Source organism: Micromonospora zamorensis (assembly GCF_900090275.1).
Classification (GTDB): Bacteria; Actinomycetota; Actinomycetes; order Mycobacteriales; family Micromonosporaceae; genus Micromonospora; species Micromonospora zamorensis.
Genome location: NZ_LT607755.1, coordinates 76,477 through 94,350, shown reverse-complemented (window position 1 = coordinate 94,350; position 17,874 = coordinate 76,477). Strand labels below are relative to the sequence as shown.

Annotated in this window: 20 protein-coding genes; 7 read left to right on the top strand and 13 right to left on the bottom strand. The window is 71.3% G+C overall.

What is annotated here, in order from left to right; all coding sequences use genetic code 11:
* Window positions 1-24 precede the first annotated feature (24 nt).
* A complete protein-coding gene (locus GA0070619_RS00450) occupies window positions 25-468 on the bottom strand; it encodes a hypothetical protein (protein WP_088946221.1) in 444 nt (147 codons plus the stop codon).
* Between the two features lie 40 nt (window positions 469-508).
* On the bottom strand, window positions 509-1,495 hold the full coding sequence (locus GA0070619_RS00445) for a 4-hydroxy-3-methylbut-2-enyl diphosphate reductase (RefSeq protein ID WP_088946220.1): 987 nt from the start codon (window positions 1,493-1,495) through the stop codon (window positions 509-511).
* 143 nt (window positions 1,496-1,638) lie between these two features.
* On the opposite strand from GA0070619_RS00445, the gene xseA reads away from it, so the two are divergent.
* A complete protein-coding gene (xseA, locus tag GA0070619_RS00440) occupies window positions 1,639-2,853 on the top strand; it encodes an exodeoxyribonuclease VII large subunit (protein WP_088946219.1) in 1,215 nt (404 codons plus the stop codon).
* Between the two features lie 45 nt (window positions 2,854-2,898).
* Window positions 2,899-3,120 (top strand): exodeoxyribonuclease VII small subunit, encoded by a 222-nt coding sequence (locus GA0070619_RS00435; protein WP_030328827.1) that lies wholly within the window; start codon window positions 2,899-2,901, stop codon window positions 3,118-3,120.
* 40 nt (window positions 3,121-3,160) lie between these two features.
* Here GA0070619_RS00435 and GA0070619_RS00430 read toward each other — a convergent pair whose 3' ends face one another.
* Both GA0070619_RS00430 and GA0070619_RS00425 read right to left on the bottom strand, forming a co-directional pair.
* Window positions 3,161-4,012, bottom strand: a complete 852-nt coding sequence (locus tag GA0070619_RS00430) for a hypothetical protein (RefSeq protein ID WP_088946218.1) — start codon at window positions 4,010-4,012, stop codon at window positions 3,161-3,163.
* A gap of 209 nt (window positions 4,013-4,221) precedes the next feature.
* Window positions 4,222-4,869, bottom strand: coding sequence for a DUF4245 domain-containing protein (locus GA0070619_RS00425; protein ID WP_088946217.1), 648 nt, complete (start codon window positions 4,867-4,869; stop codon window positions 4,222-4,224).
* Window positions 4,870-5,028: 159 nt separating this feature from the next.
* Here GA0070619_RS00425 and glpX point away from each other — a divergent pair, with 159 nt between their 5' ends.
* Entirely contained in the window at window positions 5,029-6,060 is a 1,032-nt protein-coding gene (glpX, locus tag GA0070619_RS00420) for a class II fructose-bisphosphatase (protein ID WP_088946216.1), read from the top strand.
* Between the two features lie 2 nt (window positions 6,061-6,062).
* On the top strand, window positions 6,063-7,028 hold the full coding sequence (locus GA0070619_RS00415; RefSeq protein ID WP_374223726.1) for a DMT family transporter: 966 nt from the start codon (window positions 6,063-6,065) through the stop codon (window positions 7,026-7,028).
* Between the two features lie 62 nt (window positions 7,029-7,090).
* Here the strand turns inward: GA0070619_RS00415 and GA0070619_RS00410 are convergent, their stop codons facing one another.
* The 6 genes from GA0070619_RS00410 to GA0070619_RS00385 form a co-directional block, all read right to left on the bottom strand.
* The gene (locus GA0070619_RS00410; protein ID WP_088946214.1) at window positions 7,091-8,059 is read right to left on the bottom strand and encodes an NAD(P)/FAD-dependent oxidoreductase; all 969 of its coding nucleotides are present in this window, start codon (window positions 8,057-8,059) and stop codon (window positions 7,091-7,093) included.
* A 105-nt stretch (window positions 8,060-8,164) separates the two neighbouring features.
* Entirely contained in the window at window positions 8,165-8,818 is a 654-nt protein-coding gene (locus GA0070619_RS00405) for a rhomboid family intramembrane serine protease (RefSeq protein ID WP_088946213.1), read from the bottom strand.
* Window positions 8,819-8,932: 114 nt separating this feature from the next.
* Window positions 8,933-9,613, bottom strand: a complete 681-nt coding sequence (locus tag GA0070619_RS00400; RefSeq protein WP_088946212.1) for an aggregation-promoting factor C-terminal-like domain-containing protein — start codon at window positions 9,611-9,613, stop codon at window positions 8,933-8,935.
* 274 nt (window positions 9,614-9,887) lie between these two features.
* Window positions 9,888-11,303 (bottom strand): PhoH family protein, encoded by a 1,416-nt coding sequence (locus GA0070619_RS00395; RefSeq protein WP_088946211.1) that lies wholly within the window; start codon window positions 11,301-11,303, stop codon window positions 9,888-9,890.
* 412 nt (window positions 11,304-11,715) lie between these two features.
* Window positions 11,716-12,051, bottom strand: a complete 336-nt coding sequence (locus GA0070619_RS00390) for a hypothetical protein (RefSeq protein ID WP_088946210.1) — start codon at window positions 12,049-12,051, stop codon at window positions 11,716-11,718.
* A gap of 31 nt (window positions 12,052-12,082) precedes the next feature.
* Entirely contained in the window at window positions 12,083-12,427 is a 345-nt protein-coding gene (locus GA0070619_RS00385) for a hypothetical protein (RefSeq protein WP_088951461.1), read from the bottom strand.
* Window positions 12,428-12,691: 264 nt separating this feature from the next.
* On the opposite strand from GA0070619_RS00385, the gene GA0070619_RS00380 reads away from it, so the two are divergent.
* The 3 genes from GA0070619_RS00380 to otsB all read left to right on the top strand — a co-directional run bounded on the left by GA0070619_RS00380 (window position 12,692) and on the right by otsB (window position 14,543).
* Complete coding sequence (locus GA0070619_RS00380; RefSeq protein ID WP_088946209.1) at window positions 12,692-13,135, top strand: XRE family transcriptional regulator; 444 nt, start codon at window positions 12,692-12,694, stop codon at window positions 13,133-13,135.
* A gap of 162 nt (window positions 13,136-13,297) precedes the next feature.
* Window positions 13,298-13,651, top strand: a complete 354-nt coding sequence (locus GA0070619_RS00375) for a hypothetical protein (RefSeq protein WP_088946208.1) — start codon at window positions 13,298-13,300, stop codon at window positions 13,649-13,651.
* A 67-nt stretch (window positions 13,652-13,718) separates the two neighbouring features.
* Complete coding sequence (gene otsB, locus GA0070619_RS00370; protein WP_088946207.1) at window positions 13,719-14,543, top strand: trehalose-phosphatase; 825 nt, start codon at window positions 13,719-13,721, stop codon at window positions 14,541-14,543.
* A gap of 35 nt (window positions 14,544-14,578) precedes the next feature.
* On the opposite strand, the gene GA0070619_RS00365 is transcribed toward otsB, so the two are convergent.
* The 3 genes from GA0070619_RS00365 to GA0070619_RS00355 form a co-directional block, all read right to left on the bottom strand.
* A complete protein-coding gene (locus tag GA0070619_RS00365) occupies window positions 14,579-15,349 on the bottom strand; it encodes an isoprenyl transferase (RefSeq protein ID WP_088946206.1) in 771 nt (256 codons plus the stop codon).
* A gap of 31 nt (window positions 15,350-15,380) precedes the next feature.
* Complete coding sequence (locus GA0070619_RS00360) at window positions 15,381-16,523, bottom strand: NAD(P)/FAD-dependent oxidoreductase (RefSeq protein ID WP_088946205.1); 1,143 nt, start codon at window positions 16,521-16,523, stop codon at window positions 15,381-15,383.
* Window positions 16,524-17,011: 488 nt separating this feature from the next.
* A complete protein-coding gene (locus tag GA0070619_RS00355) occupies window positions 17,012-17,869 on the bottom strand; it encodes a hypothetical protein (RefSeq protein WP_088946204.1) in 858 nt (285 codons plus the stop codon).
* Window positions 17,870-17,874 lie beyond the last annotated feature (5 nt).

Here is a 17,874-nt window from a genome sequence, read left to right as displayed (position 1 = left end):
CGGGCTCCTTCGCGTTCGGAGGTGTCAGGTCGGGCGGGCGGCCGTCACGACGAACGGGGTGCCCTGCTGGCAGGTGGTCATCATGCCGGGCTCGGCCCGACCGGTGACCTCGACCCGCGCACCGGGCGTCAGCACGTCACGCGGACCGCCGACGAGCAGGTAGCCGTCGAGCAGCACGCAGTTGGGCTCCACGCCGCCCTGCACGGTGCCGGTCAGGGTGGTGGCACCCACACCCGGGGGCGTGCTGGGGCCGCCGGGCTTCGGTGGCTTCGGAGTCTTCGGGCCCGAGGGCGGGGTGGGGTCGACGGTCGGCGGCAGGGCGGTCGGGTCGGGCGTGGGCTGGCTGGTCACCGGCTGCGCTCCCGTCGGGGTCGGGCTGGGTGTGCCGCCTCCGGTGTCCTGACTGCCGCAGGCACTCAGCGCCACGCAGACGGCCAGCACGGGAACGGCGAGCCGAAATGTCCTCATGGCTGATCTGACGTACGCCGGTCCGAGTTCGTTCCCGTGTTCAGCCGCGCGCCGCCGCGGCCTTCATGTCCCGCTTCAGCTCCTGCGGCAGCGAGAAGATCAGCCGCTCGTTGGCGGTGGTGATCTCCTCGACGTCGGCGAAGCCCCGTGCGGCGAGGTGGGTCAGCACGTCCTGGACCAGGTCGTCCGGCACGCTCGCGCCGGAGGTCAGACCGACCGTGGTGGCCCCCTCCAGCCAGGCGTCGTCGATCTCGTGGGCGAAGTCGACCAGGTGACCGGCACGGGCACCCGCGTCCACGGCGACCTCGACCAGGCGGACCGAGTTCGAGGAGTTCGTCGAGCCGACGACGATCACCACGTCGCACTCGGGGGCGATCTCCTTGACGACGTGCTGCCGGTTGGAGGTGGCGTAGCAGATGTCGTCGCTGGGCGGCGACTGGAGCAGCGGCAACCGCTGCTTGAGCCGGGCGACCGTCTCCAGCGTCTCGTCGACCGACAGCGTGGTCTGGGACAGCCAGACCACCTTCTCCGGATCGCGGACGGTGACCTTGTCGGCGCCGTCCGGGCCGTCCACCAGCTGGATGTGCGCGGGGGCCTCACCGGCGGTGCCGATGACCTCTTCGTGCCCCTCGTGCCCGATGAGCAGGATGTCGTAGTCCTCGGCGGCGAACCGCTTCGCCTCGTGGTGCACCTTGGTGACCAGCGGACAGGTCGCGTCGATCGCCTTCAGCGAGCGCTGCTTCGCCTGCTCGTAGACCTCGGGAGCCACGCCGTGCGCGGAGAAGATGACGGTGGACCCCTCCGGCACCTCCTCGTTCTCCTCCACGAAGATCGCACCCTGGGCCTCCAGGGTCTGCACGACGTGCTTGTTGTGCACGATCTGCTTGCGCACGTAGATCGGGGCGCCGTACAGCTTCAGCGCCTCCTCGACGGTCTGCACCGCACGGTCGACGCCAGCGCAGTAGCCGCGCGGCTTCGCCAGGAGCACGCGCTTGCCGGTCCGGGGAGTCGCCTCAGCCTCAGTCACCCGTCCATCGTACGTGCCGACTCCCCCACGGCCACCGGCCCACGACCCCCGGACTGACCCGGTGATCAAGAGGTTTGCGTCAGAAACGCGCCCGATGCTGACGCAAACTTCTTGATCACCGCGGGGGTCCGTAGGGTGAGCGGGTGACCGAGGGGGCGCGGAGCAGCGCGGAGGAGCCTTGGCCCGTGCGGGTGGTCAGCCAGAAGGTGGGGGCATGGATCGCCAAGCTGGGCTGGGTGTGGGTGGACGGGCAGGTGGCGCAGATCAGCCGCCGCCCCGGGGCCAGCACCGTCTTCCTCACCCTGCGTGACCCGTCGGCCGACCTGAGCCTGACCGTCACCACCAACCGGGACGTACTGGACGCCGGCGCGCCGGAACTACGCGAGGGCGCCCGCGTGGTGCTGCACGCCAAGCCGGAGTTCTACGCCGCCCGGGGCACGCTGAGCCTGCGCGCCGACGAGATCCGCCAGGTGGGGCTCGGTGAGCTGCTGGCCCGGCTGGAGAAGCTCAAGAAGCTGCTCGCCGCCGAAGGGCTGTTCGACCGGTCCCGCAAGCGCCGGCTGCCGTTTCTGCCCGGACGGATCGGGCTGATCACCGGTCGCGCGTCGGCGGCCGAGCGGGACGTGCTGACCAACGCACGGCGGCGCTGGCCGGCAGTGGAGTTCCGCACCGTCAACGTGGCCGTGCAGGGACCCGCCGCGGTGCCCGACATCGTCGCGGCGCTCAAGGTGCTCGACGCCGACGAGAGCATCGACGTGATCGTCATCGCCCGGGGCGGCGGCGGCATCGAGGACCTGCTCCCGTTCTCCGACGAGGCGCTCTGCCGGGCCGTCTTCGCCTGCCGCACCCCGGTGGTCAGCGCCATCGGCCACGAGACCGACGCGCCACTGATCGACTACGTCGCCGACCTGCGGGCCTCCACCCCCACCGACGCGGCCAAGCGGATCGTCCCCGACCTCACCGAGGAGGTACGCCTCATCGGCCAGGCCCGCTCCCGGCTGCAACGGGCGGTCCGCAACCTCGTCGACCGGGAGACCCACCGCCTCGACCTGCTGCGCTCCCGGCCGGTGCTGGCCCGGCCCCAGGTGATGGTCGACCAGCGCGCCACCGAGCTGACCGCGCTGCGGCAACGGGCCGGACGCTGCCTGGACCACCGGCTCGCCGCCGCCGACGACGAGCTGCGGCACACCCTCGCCCGGCTGCGCGCCCTCTCCCCCGCCGCCACCCTCGACCGGGGGTACGCCATCGTGCAGCGCGCCGACGGGCACGTGGTGCGGGCGGCGGCCGAGGTGGGCAAGGGCGACCCGCTGCGGGTACGGCTGGCCGAGGGCGAGCTGGCCGCCACGGTGGACGGCTGAGTGGCGACACAGTGACCTGGAGAGCGGTATGTGGAGATGGACGCAATGACTGACGACACGAAGGCCGGGCCGGACGAGCGGCTCAGTTACGAGCAGGCCCGCGCCGAGTTGGCCTCGGTGGTCGAGCGGCTGGAAGCCGGCGGCACGTCCCTGGAGGAGTCGCTGGCGCTCTGGGAGCGCGGCGAGGCGCTGGCGGTGATCTGCCAACGGTGGCTGGATGGGGCGCGGGCACGGATCGACGCTGCCCGGCAGGAGCCCGCTTCCTGACCGCGGGCGGGGCGGCCGGAGCCGCCCCCACCCACGTACGTCAGTTGAACAGGCTGTACAGCTCGGCCGGCGCCTCGACGACCTGGTCCGCCGGCGGCTTCTGCGCGGCGGTGGCGGTGCCGTAGTCGGAGTACGTCATCTTGATCTCCTGGGCGGCGGTCTGCCCGGCGGCCGGCAACTGCAACACCAGCTCGCTGAGGCGGCCCTGCGGGTCCACCTTCGCGGTGAACGGGACCGTCTTCGCCTGGGTGCCCAGCGCGGCGATCGTGGCGGCGTTCAGCGAGCCCGCCTCGGCGGCCTTGGTGACGTCGATGGTGCCGGCGTACGCGCCGGTGCCGGTGCTGCGTACCTCGGTGATGCCCTGGGTCAGCACCGCGCTGCCGGCCGGGTCGACCTTGTCGAAGTCGAAGCCGAGGTTGCGGTTGCCCTTGATCCGGGCCTGGTCCAGGTGCTGGTACTTACCGAGGTTGAGCTGCTTGATGGCCGGCAGGCTGTTGGCGGTGGGGCCGGTCAGCTCCAGCTTGACCCAGCTGTCCGGCTTGTAGTGGATCACGTCGAGCTTCATCGCCAGGTCGGACGAGGGCCCACCGATGGCGATCTTCATGGCCGCGCTCTGGCTCGGCTGGTGCACCTGCCCCTCCACCGTCGAGCCGACGGCGGTGAGGGCGAACCGGAAGTTGCCGTTGCTGATCTCCTTGGTGGAGTCGAGCAGTGCCTGCTTGGCATCGCCCGGCACGGGCGTACCGCTGGCCGCGCTCGGCGCGACGGAGGAGCTCGCCGTCGGGGACGCGGTCGATCCGGCGTTGCCGGTCGTCCCGTCGCCGCAGGCAGCGAGGGCGGGCGTGAACAGAGCGGCGGCTACCAGGCCGGCGCCGAGTCGTCGAACAGTCATGCGTGTCTCCCAAGAGGGTCACCCGACGACCTGGACGGCGCCGGAAACCGGGCGACGCAGCAGCACCGTCGGCTGCGCCGCGCGACCCGGGCCGAGCAGCGCGCCCGGATCACTCCCTCTCTGTTCCCTGTTGTCGGGTCGGACAATCACCCTTCTGTCCGGTTGCCCTTTCCGGGCTACCACCAGGGCCGTCGATCGACCGAGCCCGCTCAGCGCAGCGAGCCGGCCAGTTCGCGCAGTTCGTTGTCCCGGGCATCGCCGATCACGATCACCGTCCGGGTCGGTTCAAGCAGCACCAGCGCCTGCTGGTTTCCCCGGGCCGTGTAGAGCTGCCAGGTGCGCCCGCCCAGCTCGGTGGGGCCCTGGGGCTGACCCTGACTGGTCAGCTCCGCGGGGAGCAACCGCTCCGCCGGCACGTTGCTCTGCAGGAGTTGGACGCCCCGCCCCTCCGGCGTGAGGTAGCCGAGCCGCAGGTTCGCGCCGCCCTCGACGGTCTGGTAGCGGGCGCTGACCGTCGACCAGTCGGAGCCGAGGCCCTCCGGTTGGCTCACCGGAAACACGTTCGCCGACCGGGCCTGCTCGATCGCGGGTGCCGGATCGACGGTGGTGGGCTCGTCGCCGCCGAGAAATCCCCGGTAGAACGCCAGCAGGAGGGCGATCGGGATGAGCAGCACCAGCAACGAGATCGCCATGTCCTTCGGCGAGCGTTCGGACTTGCCGGACTTCAGCGGAGGCGGTGGCGTCGGATCGGTCGCGGCGGGTTCACCACCGGGGCCGCTGGGGACGTCGACCGGCGGCTGACCGTCGGGCGGCGTGCGGTCGGCGGGGACGCGGTCGGCTGGCTGTGCGGGTTCCACCCCACCATCTTCGCAGCCGCCCGACCGGCGGTATCCGGGCCATCACCGCCCCGCGCCGACCCCGGGTCGGCCATCGTGTGAGGATCAGCGACAAAGCCGGCAGTGGGGGCCTCCCCGACGTCGGTCGTCCCCGCACCGTCGCGAGGAGGAGTAGCCGTCATGACGAACACCAGGACGCGGATCCCACAGGATCTCGACCGAAACCTTGCCCTCGACCTGGTCCGGGTCACCGAGGCCGCGGCGATGGCCGCCGGCCGTTGGGTGGGCCGGGGTGACAAGGAGGGCGGCGACGGAGCCGCTGTCGACGCGATGCGCAAGCTGATCAACTCGATCCAGATGCGCGGCGTGGTGGTGATCGGCGAGGGCGAGAAGGACAACGCCCCGATGCTCTTCAACGGCGAACACGTCGGCGACGGCACCGGCCCGGAGGTGGACGTCGCCGTCGACCCGGTCGACGGCACCACGCTGATGAGCAAGGGCATGCCGAACGCCGTGGCGGTGCTGGCCGTCTCCGAGCGCGGCGCGATGTTCGACCCCAGCGCCGTGTTCTACATGGAGAAGCTCGCCGTCGGGCCGGTGTACGCCGACGTGATCGACATCAACGCCGGTGTGGCGGAGAACCTGCGCCGGATCGCCAAGGTCAAGGGCACCGACGTCTCCGAGGTGACCGTCTGCGTGCTGGACCGGAGCCGCCACGACGACCTGGTCGCGCAGATCCGCCGGACCGGGGCGGGCATCCGGTTCATCTCCGACGGTGACATCGCGGGCTCCATCGCGGCCGCCCGGGGCGAGTCGGATGTCGACGTGCTGATGGGCATCGGCGGCACCCCGGAGGGCATCATCTCGGCCTGCGCGTTGAAGTGCATGGGCGGTGCGATGCAGGCCAAGCTCTGGCCGCGCGACGAGCAGGAGCGGGAGAAGGCGATCGCCGCCGGGCACGACCTGGACCGGGTGCTGAGCACCGATGATCTGGTAACTGGCGACAACTGCTTCTTCGTGGCGACCGGGGTCACCTCCGGGGATCTGCTGCGCGGGGTGCGCTACCGGGCCGGCGGCGCGTACACGCAGTCGATCGTGATGCGCTCGAAGAGCGGCACCATCCGGGTGATCGACTCGTACCACCGGTTGGAGAAGTTGGCGCTCTACTCCGCGATCGACTTCGACGGTCGTCCGCTGGCCGAACAGGAGTGACCATCACCGACACAGCGACCCCACCGGTCCTGTCCGCCGCCCGCCGGATCACCGGTGTCGCGCTGGCATCGATCTCCGGGGTCGCGGTGGCGGTGCAGTCCCGCATCAACGGCGAGCTGGGGGAACGCCTGGCCGACGGCTTCGCGGCCGCTGTGGTCTCCTTCGGCGGCGGCCTGGTGGTGCTCCTGGTGCTGGTGCCGCTCACCCCCGGTGGACGGCGTGGCCTGGTCGCGTTGCGGGGCGCGCTCGCGAGGGGCGCGCTGCGGCCGTGGCAGTGCCTCGGCGGCATGTGCGGGGCGTTCCTGGTGGCCTCCCAGGGCCTGACCATCGGCTCGCTGGGCGTGGCCGTCTTCACCGTGGCGGTGGTGGCCGGCCAGAGCGGCAGCAGCCTCGCCGTGGACCGGGCGGGGATCGGACCGACGGGCCGGCAGCCGGTCACCCGACAACGGCTCGCCGGTGCGGTGCTCACCGTGCTGGCGGTCGGGCTCGCGGTCGGTGACCGACTCAAGGACCCGGGCATGTTGGCGCTGGCCCTGCTGCCCCTGATCGCCGGGGTGGGCACCGCCTGGCAGCAGGCGGTCAACGGCCGGGTCCGGGCGGCCGCCGACAGCGCGCTGACCGCCACGCTGGTCAACTTCTTCGTCGGCACGGTTACCCTGCTCGTGGCGTTCGCAATCGACCTCGCGGTGCGCGGCTGGCCGACCGGTCACCTCCCCACCGAGCCGTGGCTCTATCTGGGCGGGCCGATCGGCATCGTGTTCATCGCCATCGCGGCGGCCATCGTGCGCTTCACCGGGGTCCTGCTGCTCGGTCTGGCCACCATCGCCGGCCAGATCGTGGGGGCGGTCCTGCTGGACCTGGTCTCGCCCACAGCCGCCTCGCACCCCGGCCTGAACACCCTGCTCGGGGCCGCGCTGACCATGGTGGCCGTGCTGATCGCCGCGCTGGCACCGCCCGCCCGGCGCTGACCGCGAACCGCCAGGCGCCGTCTCGATCCGGACACGAGCCGGTCTTTCCTCGATACCAAGGGTCAGCCGGCGTCGGAGGAGTGCCCCGGGAAGAGGTGCGCGCTCGGGTCGATGGCCACGGCCGCGTTGTTGACCGCCGTGGCGGCCTCGCCGAAGCCGGTCGCGATCAGCCGGACCTTGCCCGGGTATTCGGTGATGTCACCCGCCGCGAAGACCCTCGGCAGGTTCGTCGCCATCGCGCTGTCCACCAGGATGTGCCGGCGGTCGAGCTGTAGCCCCCATTCGGCGAGGGGCCCCAGATCGGCGGTGAAGCCGAGGGCTGCCACCACGACGTCCACCGGCAGCGTCTCGGCCGCACCACCGCGTACGGTCACCTCGGCGCCGGTCACCGTGCCGTCCCCGATCAGTCGGCTGACCTCGGCGTTGACCACCACTCGCACCGGCAGCGACAGCACCCGGGCCACCGTCGAGGCATGCGCTCGGAACTTCTCCCGTCGGTGCACCAGGGTCACCGAACGGGCCAACGGCTGTAGCGCCAGCGCCCAGTCGAAGGCGGAGTCGCCGCCACCGACGATCAGCACGTCCCGGCCGGCCAACTCGGCGGGTTCGGTGACGAAGTAGACGATCCCCGAGCCGGGGGCGCCGTCGGCGCACGGCAGCGGCCGAGGACTGAAGCTGCCGAGCCCGCCGGTGACCACGACCGCGCCGCAGCCGAGCTGCTCGCCGCTGGCCAGGCCGAGCACCGGACGCCCATCGGTGTACGAGAGTTTCTCGGCGCGCGTGCCGAGCAGGTACTGCGGATTGAACGGGGCTGCCTGGGCGACCAGGTTGGCCACCAGGTCGCGACCCTTGACGGCGGGAAAGCCGGCCACGTCGAGGATCAACTTTTCCGGGTACATCGCGGTGACCTGGCCGCCCGGTTCCGGCAGCGCGTCGATCACCGCCACCGACAACCCCCGGAACCCCGCGTAGTACGCGGCGAAGAGACCGGCCGGGCCGGCCCCGATCACGGCGACATCGACCTCACGCATGGCGTACCGTCGCTTTCCGCTCACGGATCAACGCTTGCTGATCTCGACCGTAGGCGGGCGATGACGGTCCGGCAAGCACGTCCCAGAGGCGCGCCGGGGAATCGGTCAGGGCAGGCGGAGTGTGTCACCCGAGTAGTCCGGCCCGTCCACGGTCGGCCGCCGTCGGCGGAACAGGATCGCCGCGACCACCCCGCCGAGCAGCCCGAACAGGTGACCCTGCCAGGAGATGCGCTCGTCGGTGGGGAGGATGCCGACCAGTTGCCAGCCGTAGAGCAGGCCGACCAGGAGGAAGACGGCGAAGTTCCACCAGCTGCGCTCGACGATGCCCCGGGTGAGCAGGATGCCCAGGTAGCCGAAGATGACGCCGCTGGCGCCGACCACCACCGAGTTGGGTGAGCCGGTGAACCAGACGCCGAGGCCGCTGACCAGGATGATGACCAGGGTCGACCAGAGGAACCGGCGGGCTCCGGCGGCCAGGACGAACGTGCCCAGCAGGATCAGCGGGATGCTGTTGCTGTAGAGGTGGTCGAAGCCGTGGTGCAGGAACGGGGAGAAGAAGACCCCGTCCAGCCCGTCGATGCGTTGCGGGATGATGCCGGCGGTGGCGTCCAGGCCGAACGCGAGACCCTGGTCGACGGCCTCGATGAGGAAGAGGAACGGGACCACCGCACACATGGCGACGAAGGCTCGGCCGAGCGCGGCGTAGAACGCCTCGGTGCCGAACCGGAAGGGGTCGCCGCTTGACGGGTGCAGAGTCACCGTACAACTGCTATCAGCAAAATCGGCCTACCGCCACTCGCGTCCCGTCCGAGCAGCCCGGCGTACGCGCGACGGCGGGGCAGGTGGTCGCCCACCTGCCCCGCCGTTGAACCGTCAGTAGGTGTGGTTGTTCTGGAAGTAGGTCCAGGCACCGCAGGGCGTCTTGTACCTGCCCTTGATGTAGCCGAGCCCCCACTTGATCTGGGTGGCCGGGTTGGTCTGCCAGTCGGACGCGACGGAGCTCATCTTGTTGCCCGGGTATGCCTGAGGGATGCCGTACGCGCCGGTCGAGGAGTTGCGGGCCTTGTGGTTCCAGCCGCTCTCCTTGGTCCAGAGCTTCTCCAGGCAAGGGAACTCGGAGATGCCGAAGCCGGCGTCGATCGTCATGGCGCAGCCGGTCTTGCGGTTGCCGCTGTACTCCTCGCAGGACGCGGGGATCGGCCCGGTGTACGGCTTGGCGGGCGCGTTGGCGGCGGCCTCGCGCTCGCGCTTACGGGACGCCGCGGCGGCCTCGGCCTTGCGGGCCCGCTCGGCGGCTTCCTTGGCGGCCTGCGCCGCACGCAGCTTGGCCTGGTATTCGGCGGCCCGCTGCTGGGCGAACTTCACCTGGTGGGCCGACTGCCGCTCGCGCTGGTACGCGAAATCGGCCCGGTCGACCTCGACGCTGACCTGCTCGGTCAGGCCCTGTTGCTGGGTTTCACGGTCTTCGCCCAGATAGAAGCCGCCGGCTACGCCCACGGAGAGCAGCGCCACGGCGGCCGTTCGGGCACCCAACCGGCTCCACAGCCGACTCACGAAGTGGTCCCTTCCTCGGGGGCAAGGACGCGGCGCGGCCGGCCACAGGTGGGCCGTCAGCCGTGCCACGAGCGCCCCGACCGGTTGCCGGTCGCGCCGACGCACAGACCGCCGCCGATGCCGCCCATCCCAGGACGAACGATCATCAACGATGCTCATGGTGCGTGGACGCTCGTGGGACACGATTGCGCACAGTGAGGCTGATGGGAAACCAACCGGCCTGTTTGTGATCTGTGCCACAGCTAGAATGCGGACAAACCCCTACATAACGACATCAGATCGGGATGTCCTCCAGAAGATCCGTCACCATCGCGGCGATCGGCGACCGCTCCGAACGGCTGAGCGTGACGTGCGCGAAGAGCGGATGACCCTTGAGCGCTTCGATGACGGCCGTCACCCCGTCGTGCCGGCCGACCCGCAGATTGTCCCGCTGGGCCACGTCGTGGGTGAGCACCACCCGGGAGCCCTGCCCGATCCGGGACAGCACGGTCAACAGCACCCCGCGCTCCAGCGACTGGGCCTCGTCCACGATCACGTAGGCATCGTGCAGGCTGCGCCCGCGGATGTGGGTCAGCGGCAGCACCTCGAGGATGCCCCGCGAGGTGACCTCCTCCAGCACGTTCTCGTGGACCACCGCGCCGAGCGTGTCGAAGACCGCCTGGGCCCACGGCGACATCTTCTCCGACTCGGAGCCCGGCAAGTAGCCCAACTCCTGGCCGCCGACGGCGTACAGCGGGCGGAACACGATCACCTTCTTGTGCCGGCGGCGCTCCATCACCGCCTCCAGCCCGGCGCAGAGCGCCAACGCCGACTTGCCGGTGCCCGCCCGACCGCCCATCGACACGATCCCGATCGACTCGTCGAGCAGCAGGTCGAGGGCGATGCGCTGCTCGGCCGAGCGGCCGTGCAACCCGAAGGCCTCGCGGTCGCCCCGGACCAACCGGACCGACTTGTCCGGCAGCACCCGACCGAGCGCCGAACCACGCCCCGAGTGCAGCACCAGGCCGGTGTGGCAGGGCAGCCCGGCCGCCTCGTCGAGGTCGAGCGTCTCGCCGGCGTACAGCGAACCGATCTGCTCATCGGTCAGATCCATCTCGGACATGCCGGTCCAGGTCGGGTCGCTGGCCTGACCGTGGCGGTACTCGTCGGCGCGCAGGCCCACCGAGGCCGCCTTGACCCGCAGCGGCATGTCCTTGCTGACCAGGGTCACCTCCCGGCCCTCGCCGGCGAGGTTGAGTGCGACGGAGAGGATCCGGGCGTCGTTGCTCTCGGTGCGGAAACCGGGCGGCAACACCCCGTCGTCGGTGTGGTTGAGCTCCACCCGCAGGGTGCCGCCGACGTCGTTGGCCGGCACCGGCCGGTCCAGTCGACCATGTCGAACCCGCAGCTCGTCGAGCATCCGCAGCGACTGCCGGGCGAACCAGCCCAGCTCCGGATGGTGCCGCTTGCCCTCCAGCTCGGTGATGACCACCAGGGGCAGCACCACCTCGTGCTCCGCGAACCGGTGGAACGCCGCCGGATCGGAGAGCAGCACGGACGTGTCCAGGACAAAGGCCTGGCCGGCTGGTCGCGGCTCCTTCGGGTCGGCCGGCGCGGCGGCCGCCGTACGGCGGCTCCTGGTGGCGCGGCGGGTCGTGGCAGTCGCGGCCGGGGTCTGGTCGGCACCGGCGGTGGTACGGCGAGTCGTCACAGGCCTGCTCCGACGGATGGGCACCCGCCACCCGTGTTCCGCCTCCTCCGGTGCCCGGGGACACGGGGTCGGATGCGGAACCCCGTGCGCGAGGTCGCAGATCCGGGCGGACCGGCTGGCTCGGGAGAACCCCGTGCCATGCCTAGACGCTAGCCCCGCCGGACTCTTCCGGCTAGAGGTCGGACGTGGATCTCCCAAGTCGGGTGTGCGCACACCGGTTGGTCTGGCCCCTCAGCAGCGCGGATGCCGGCGGTGGACGCGGCGGAACCGGCCGGGATGCATGCCCCCTGCGCGCATCCCGGCCGGTGGGGCCACCGTCACCGGTCTGACGGGGCCCGACGGTGCGTGTCCGCCGCGGACGACGCACCGCGTTCGTGGCGTCGGTCGGCGGGTGTACGCCCGCCGACCGACCTCAACCGGTACGTCGGACGAGCGTGCCGGTCGGGTGCCGCCCGGTGATCGGGGCGGCCGGCGCGGTGAACGACGAGCCGGTGTACGTGGTGCCCGGGCGGGCGACGGTGCTGGCCGAGCGGGTCACGCTCGCCGGGGCGACCGACAGTGCCGAGGCGATCGCCGCCTGAGCGTCACGGCGACGCCTGTTCCAGGCGCCCCGATCACCGTCGAAGTAGCCCTGCCGGTAACCGAAGCGGTAGCCGATGCGGTAGCTGAGCTGCCCGTGCAGCCGGCCGGCCGCATAGCTGGTGGCACCGAGCACCAGGACGAGGAAGACCGCGAGAAAGGGGCTCATCGGGCAGCTCCGGCCCGGCCAGGACGGCAGGTCATCGCTCCTCCGGCTCGATGGTGGTGGGATCCGCGACGAGCAGCCGGTCCAGGTCGTCGGTGCTGACCTCCTCGACCAGCTCGACGCTGATCCGGCAGCCGTCCAGCACGACCTCGGCCACCGAGGACCTGCGGATCTCACCGCCGGCGTCGTAGACGCGAACGCTCAGCTCAGGGCAGCCGAGATGGGTACGCCAGGCGTTCCACTCGATGCGATCGCCGACGCTCAGCGACAGGTAGCGGCAGCCTCGGGCCAGGTAGAGCCGCCAGGGGGCGGTCAGCCCCGCGGCCACTCCCTCAGCGATCAGCCCGAAGGCCTGGGCGCGGGTGGCGAGCTCGGTCACCACACCCCCTTGGCACCGGAGGGGTGACGCATGTGAGCACCAATCGTCTCATGCACGAGACACACCGTAGATTGTCCCATGGGCGTGACAGTATCAGCTTTTCGTCCGCTTACCTTCGCCACTACGGGCATCTATTCTGCCCGCGTGGCACCCCTCAACAGTGAAGCTGAATCGTTTACCGGAAACCCGAAGATCCCGTCACGTCTGCGTGACAGCAGCGAGGCGGCGCGCGCGCCCGTCGCCGGCTGGCCGTACCGTCACGGGGTGACCGAGACGGCCAATGCGCGGAAGATCGCCTTCGCCACCTTCGTCCGACGCGCCCTGGACGAGGCACGGGCGACCCGGGCCTGGAGTGGCACCGAGGTGTCCCGGCGCACCGGCGTCTCCCGGCAGACCATCAATCGGTGGGTCCGGGGCGACTGGGCCAGCGACCCGGAAGCCGAACGGGTGGTCGCCTTCTGCGAGGGCCTCGGGCTGAATCCGGCCGCCGCCTTCGCCGCGCTCGGTTGGGACCGCACCACGGCCGGCCCTCGCACCGGTCAACCCGCCCCTCCGATGGACCCCGATGTCGAGGCGCTACTGCGCCGCCTGGTCGACCCGAACGTGTCGGACGCGGAGAAGTTCCACATCCGGGAAACCATCAGATATCTCGCATACCGCCCAACGTTGCCGGTCGATGTCCGAAAAAGGGGCAATCAAGCAGGGTAGTTCCTCAGATAGCGAAAGAACGCCTGGTCGGGTTCATTCGTTTACCTCCGGGGCAGGAACGGGCACGCTAGCGTCCCTATTCGTACTGCTTGGGCTCGTCATCGGCGGGGGGACGGGACAAGGCCGAACCTAGCCCTGCGGGACAGAAGGAGGGGTCTGTCCATGACCCTGAAATGGTTGGCAGTCGTGGTCGCAACGGTGTCGTTGACACTGTGGGCGACCGGCAACGTGGTGACCCTCGCGGTCGAAGGTGGGCAGCTTCCGCTGCTCGTCAATCTCTTTGCGCTCGTCACCGCCGGCACCGCGGTCATCCTGGCCGTCGTCGCCGAGCTGCACGAGCGCCTCGACAACCGGATCAGCGCCCTCACCGAGTTTCTGGTGGCACGGCTCAACGAGATCGAGAACCACACCGGCGATCGCAATACCGGGTTCGTGGAGGGCTACCTGTTGAGCCATGGCCAGGAGGCGGCGGTGGTGCCGTTCGGCCGGCGCGGACGAGGAGCCGCCGAACGCTGATCTCGTACCGCCGAACGGGTCCGCTCGGCCAGGAATGAGCCCCCATCGCCGGGGTACGCTGACGCGCGTGCCGCCGTTGAATCTGGGCAATCAGCAGCCGAGAACCCCGTTGAACGCCGACCAGGCCTGGCGGACCACCGCCAGCCGGGCGGCCGGGACCGTGCTCTTCTTCGACTTCGACGGCACGCTCGCGCCCGTCGACGACGATCCGACCGCGGTGCGCCCGGCGCCCAAGGTGCTGGCCGCGATCGAGGCGTTGGCCCCGATCGTGCAGCGGGTCGCGATCGTGTCCGCCCGGCCCGTCGAGTTCCTCCGGGACCAGCTCGGCGGGCTCACCGGCGTGGACCTCTACGGCCTCTACGGGCTGGAGCACAGCCACTGCGGCGGGGAAACCGTCACCGAGCCGGCCGCGCTGCCCTGGGTGCCGACCATGCAGGAGCTGGCCGACCAGGCCCGGGCGGAGCTGCCGCCCGGCACGCTGGTCGAGTACAAGCGGCTCTCCGTGGCGTTGCACTGGCGTACCGCCCCGCAGCTCGGCTCCACGGTGCAGCAGTGGGGGCAGGCGCAGGCCGACCGGCTGGGGCTGCGGGTGCAGGCCGGGCGGATGGTGCTGGAGCTCAAGCCCCCGGTCGACCGGGACAAGGGCATGGTGATCGGCGAGGCGATCAAGGGTGCGACCGGCGCCTGGTACTTCGGCGACGACGTCTCGGACATCAAGGCCTTCGCGGCGCTGCGCACCCGCGCCGCGGCCGACCCGGACTTCGTCGGTGTCTGCGTGGCCGTTGCCAACCCGGAGACCGGTCAGGAGGTGGCGAACGCCGCCGACCTGACGATCGAGTCCCCGGCTGCGCTGGGTGACTTCCTCACCCGGGCACTGACCCACCTGCCCTGACCGGTCGGGGCGGCGACAGCTCTGTCGCCGCCCGTTCAGACGCCGTAGCGGCGTTGTCTGGTGGCGTACGAGCGCAGGGCCCGCAGGAAGTCGATGTGCCGGAAATCCGGCCAGTTGAGCTCGCAGAAGTAGAACTCCGAGTGCGCGGACTGCCAGAGCATGAAGCCGGACAGCCGCTGCTCGCCGCTCGTGCGGATAACCAGGTCGGGGTCGGGCTGGCCACGGGTGTAGAGGTGCTCGGCGATGTGCTCGACGTCCAGCACCTCGGCCAGTTCCTCCAGCGTGCCGCCCGTGGCCGCGTGCTCCAGCAGCAGCGAGCGGACCGCGTCGGTAATTTCCCGGCGACCGCCGTACCCCACCGCGATGTTGACCTCCGCACCGCCGGTGCGCTCACGGGTGCGCTCCTCGGCGCCCTTGAGCGCCGCCGCGGTCTGCGCCGGCAGCAGATCGAGAGCCCCGACGATGCGCAGCCGCCAGGGGTTGCCCTCCTCCGCCAGCTCCACCGCCAGGTCCTCAATGATCTTGAGGAGTGGGTCCAGCTCACTCGCCGGACGGCGCAGGTTGTCGGTGGCCAGCAGATAGAGGGTGACGTGCCCGACGCCAGCCTGGTCACACCAGCCGAGCACATGCTTGATCTTCGCCGCGCCGACCCGGTGCCCGTCGTTCGGGTCGACGAAGCCCATTTCCTTCGCCCAACGGCGGTTGCCGTCGCACATCACCCCGACGTGTCGGGGCACCGGCTTACCCGCGAGCTTCGCCGTGAGCCGGCGCTCGTAGACGGAGTAGATAAGGTTCCGCAGCGTCATCACCTAGCAGCGTAGCGACCCTTCGACCAGATCACTGCCTCGGAGCCCCATCCCCGCCGGGCAGACCGATCCCGATCATTGCCAGCGTGCGAGCGGTGAGGCGTCCGTCACCCAGCCCCAGCTCGACCACGTCGTAGAACACCCGGTCGTCCCGGCGGGCAGCCCGGACCGCCGCATCCACCACCCGACGCCGCCGGGCCAACCACGCCGCGACCGAGCTGTGTCTCAGGTGGGTGCCGAGGCGGCGGCGCAACCCGTGGGCGTAGCGCTGGGCAGCCGTCTCCGGCGCCTGGGCCGCTGCCTCCCCGGCCAGCGCACCGGAGAGCAGCGCGTAGAAGATGCCCTCCCCGGTGAACGGATTGATCAGCGACATCGCGTCCCCGGCCAGCAGCGTGCGCCCCTGACCCGGTGACGGCCGGTGGGTGGAGAGCGGCAGGTGATGGGCGCGCAACGCGGTCACCGTCGCCAGGTCGGTGCCGGGCAGCAGCGCGGCCAGCCGGTCCAGCAGGTACGCCCGGCTCAACGGCTCACCGCGCAGCACCTCCCCGTACCCGACGTTGGCCCGCCCGTCACCGATCGGAAACGACCAGGCGTACGCCGGCCAGCGGGCTTTCGAGGTGACGATGAGCTGCTCGGACGGGCCGGGCAGCGCCGGAGCGTACCCCCGGATGGCCAGCGCCAGGTGCCGGTCGGGATTCTGCGGGTGGCCGAGCGCCCGACGGACCACCGACCCGGCGCCGTCCGCGCCCACCACCACCCGGCCGGACAACTCGCCGTCGAGCACCACCCGGTCGGCGCGCGCTTCGACCTGGCGCACGGTGTGCCGGCGCAGCTGGGCGCCGGCCGCCACGGCGGCCGCCACCAGACGCGCGTCGAAGACCTTTCGAGGCACTGTGTACGCGGGTCGGGGCAGCGCCCGGGCCACGGCGCCGCCGCCCGGCGCGATCATCCGCAGCGCGGGCAGCGGCGCGTAGCCCTCCACCGCCTCGGTCACCCCCAGCTCGGCGAGCACGTCCATCGAATGCGCGGCGATCCCGTCGCCACACGCCTTGTCCCGGGGAAAGTCGGCCCGGTCCAGCAGCAGCACACTGGCACCCGCCCGTCGCGCCGTCAGCGCGGCGGCCGCCCCGGCCGGCCCCGCTCCCACCACCACCACGTCGAACTCGTCGCTCACCGCGCCTCCCTCCGACCAACGCGGTGCGGCCGTGCCTGTCCCCGCACCGCCCCGACGATCCACCCGCGCCGCCCACGCCGACCGTTGTGACCGGCGCCACCCGCCATCCTGCCCTCTGTCCGCTCGTGCGGGCCGCACCCGCACGGCGCTGACTTCCTGCCGTGAGGAACGCGAACGCCGCCAGCGGCAGGCGCGAGCAGTCCAGGCGTGGCCAAAGGAAGGCCGCTCATGTCGGGAGGCATCAGCGCCGGGTAGGCGGGCCTACCTGTCCAACAGCCTGTAGACCTGCCCCGAATATGGGGCATCGGGCAGAGCCTGGGCGGCGTGGACACGGACGCGGGAGCGGAGCCGGAGCGGAGCGGGAGCCGGAGCGGAGCGGGAGCGACTTCAGCGCGGGTCGCCCCATATCTGGGGCAGCTCTACAGCGGCTGTCACTACCTGGTCAGAGCTGAGGAATGGCGCCAGCCGGGCGCGGGACGGCGCCGCCGTCAGGCCGGCGCGACGTCGTCCGCGCGGGAAGCGCGGCGCAAACCGTAGAGGGTCAGCCCAGCCGCGGCGAGCAGTGGGCCGCCGTCGCGGACCAGGCCGTCCACGCCCAACAGCCACCAGCACAGCGGCAGGTCCACCGCGAGTACGGCCACAGTAACGACGACCAGCAGCCCACGCGCCCAGTCCTTGCCCCGCATCAGGAACGCGGTGCAGAACAGCACTGCGTAGCTGGCGGCGATGCCGGCACCGAACCAGAGCAGCACGGCCGGCACCGCGGTCAGCCGCCCGTCCAGGATGGAACCCCCGGCCACCAGGGCCGGCACCAGCATCAGCGGGCTGTAGGTGAACGCCGCCACCCGGCTGGTCAGCAGCCAGGCGCTGGCCTGCGGTCGGCGTGGAGGGGTCTCCCGCCAGGAGATGCCGGCCCGGTCGATGACGAGGCGTGGACGGTGCCGGACCAGGTGCCCGGCCAACGCCGACGAGCGGTAGAGCAGCCAGACCACTGCGGCACAGAGCGCTGTGAGGATCGCGAAGCCGAGCAGGCCGGGCAGCGGCGGCACCCCCTGCCGAGGCACGATGAGCCGGCCGACGGCGAAGATCGTGGTGACCGCGAGGATCAGCCCGAACGGGCGGGCGACCGTCCGGCCCTTCCGGACGTGCCCGATCAACAGCAGGAAACCGAACGAGCGCAGCATGGCAAAGCCGGTCCGTACGGCCAGCCCGAAACCCTGCTCCGGGGCGTACCACCAGTTGAGCAGCTCGACCACGACGGTGGCCGCCGCCGTCGTCGCGAGCAGGATGGTGAGCACCCGGACGGCGGACGGCCGCCGGACCTGGGTCTCGGCGGCCGTCCTCATGGGAT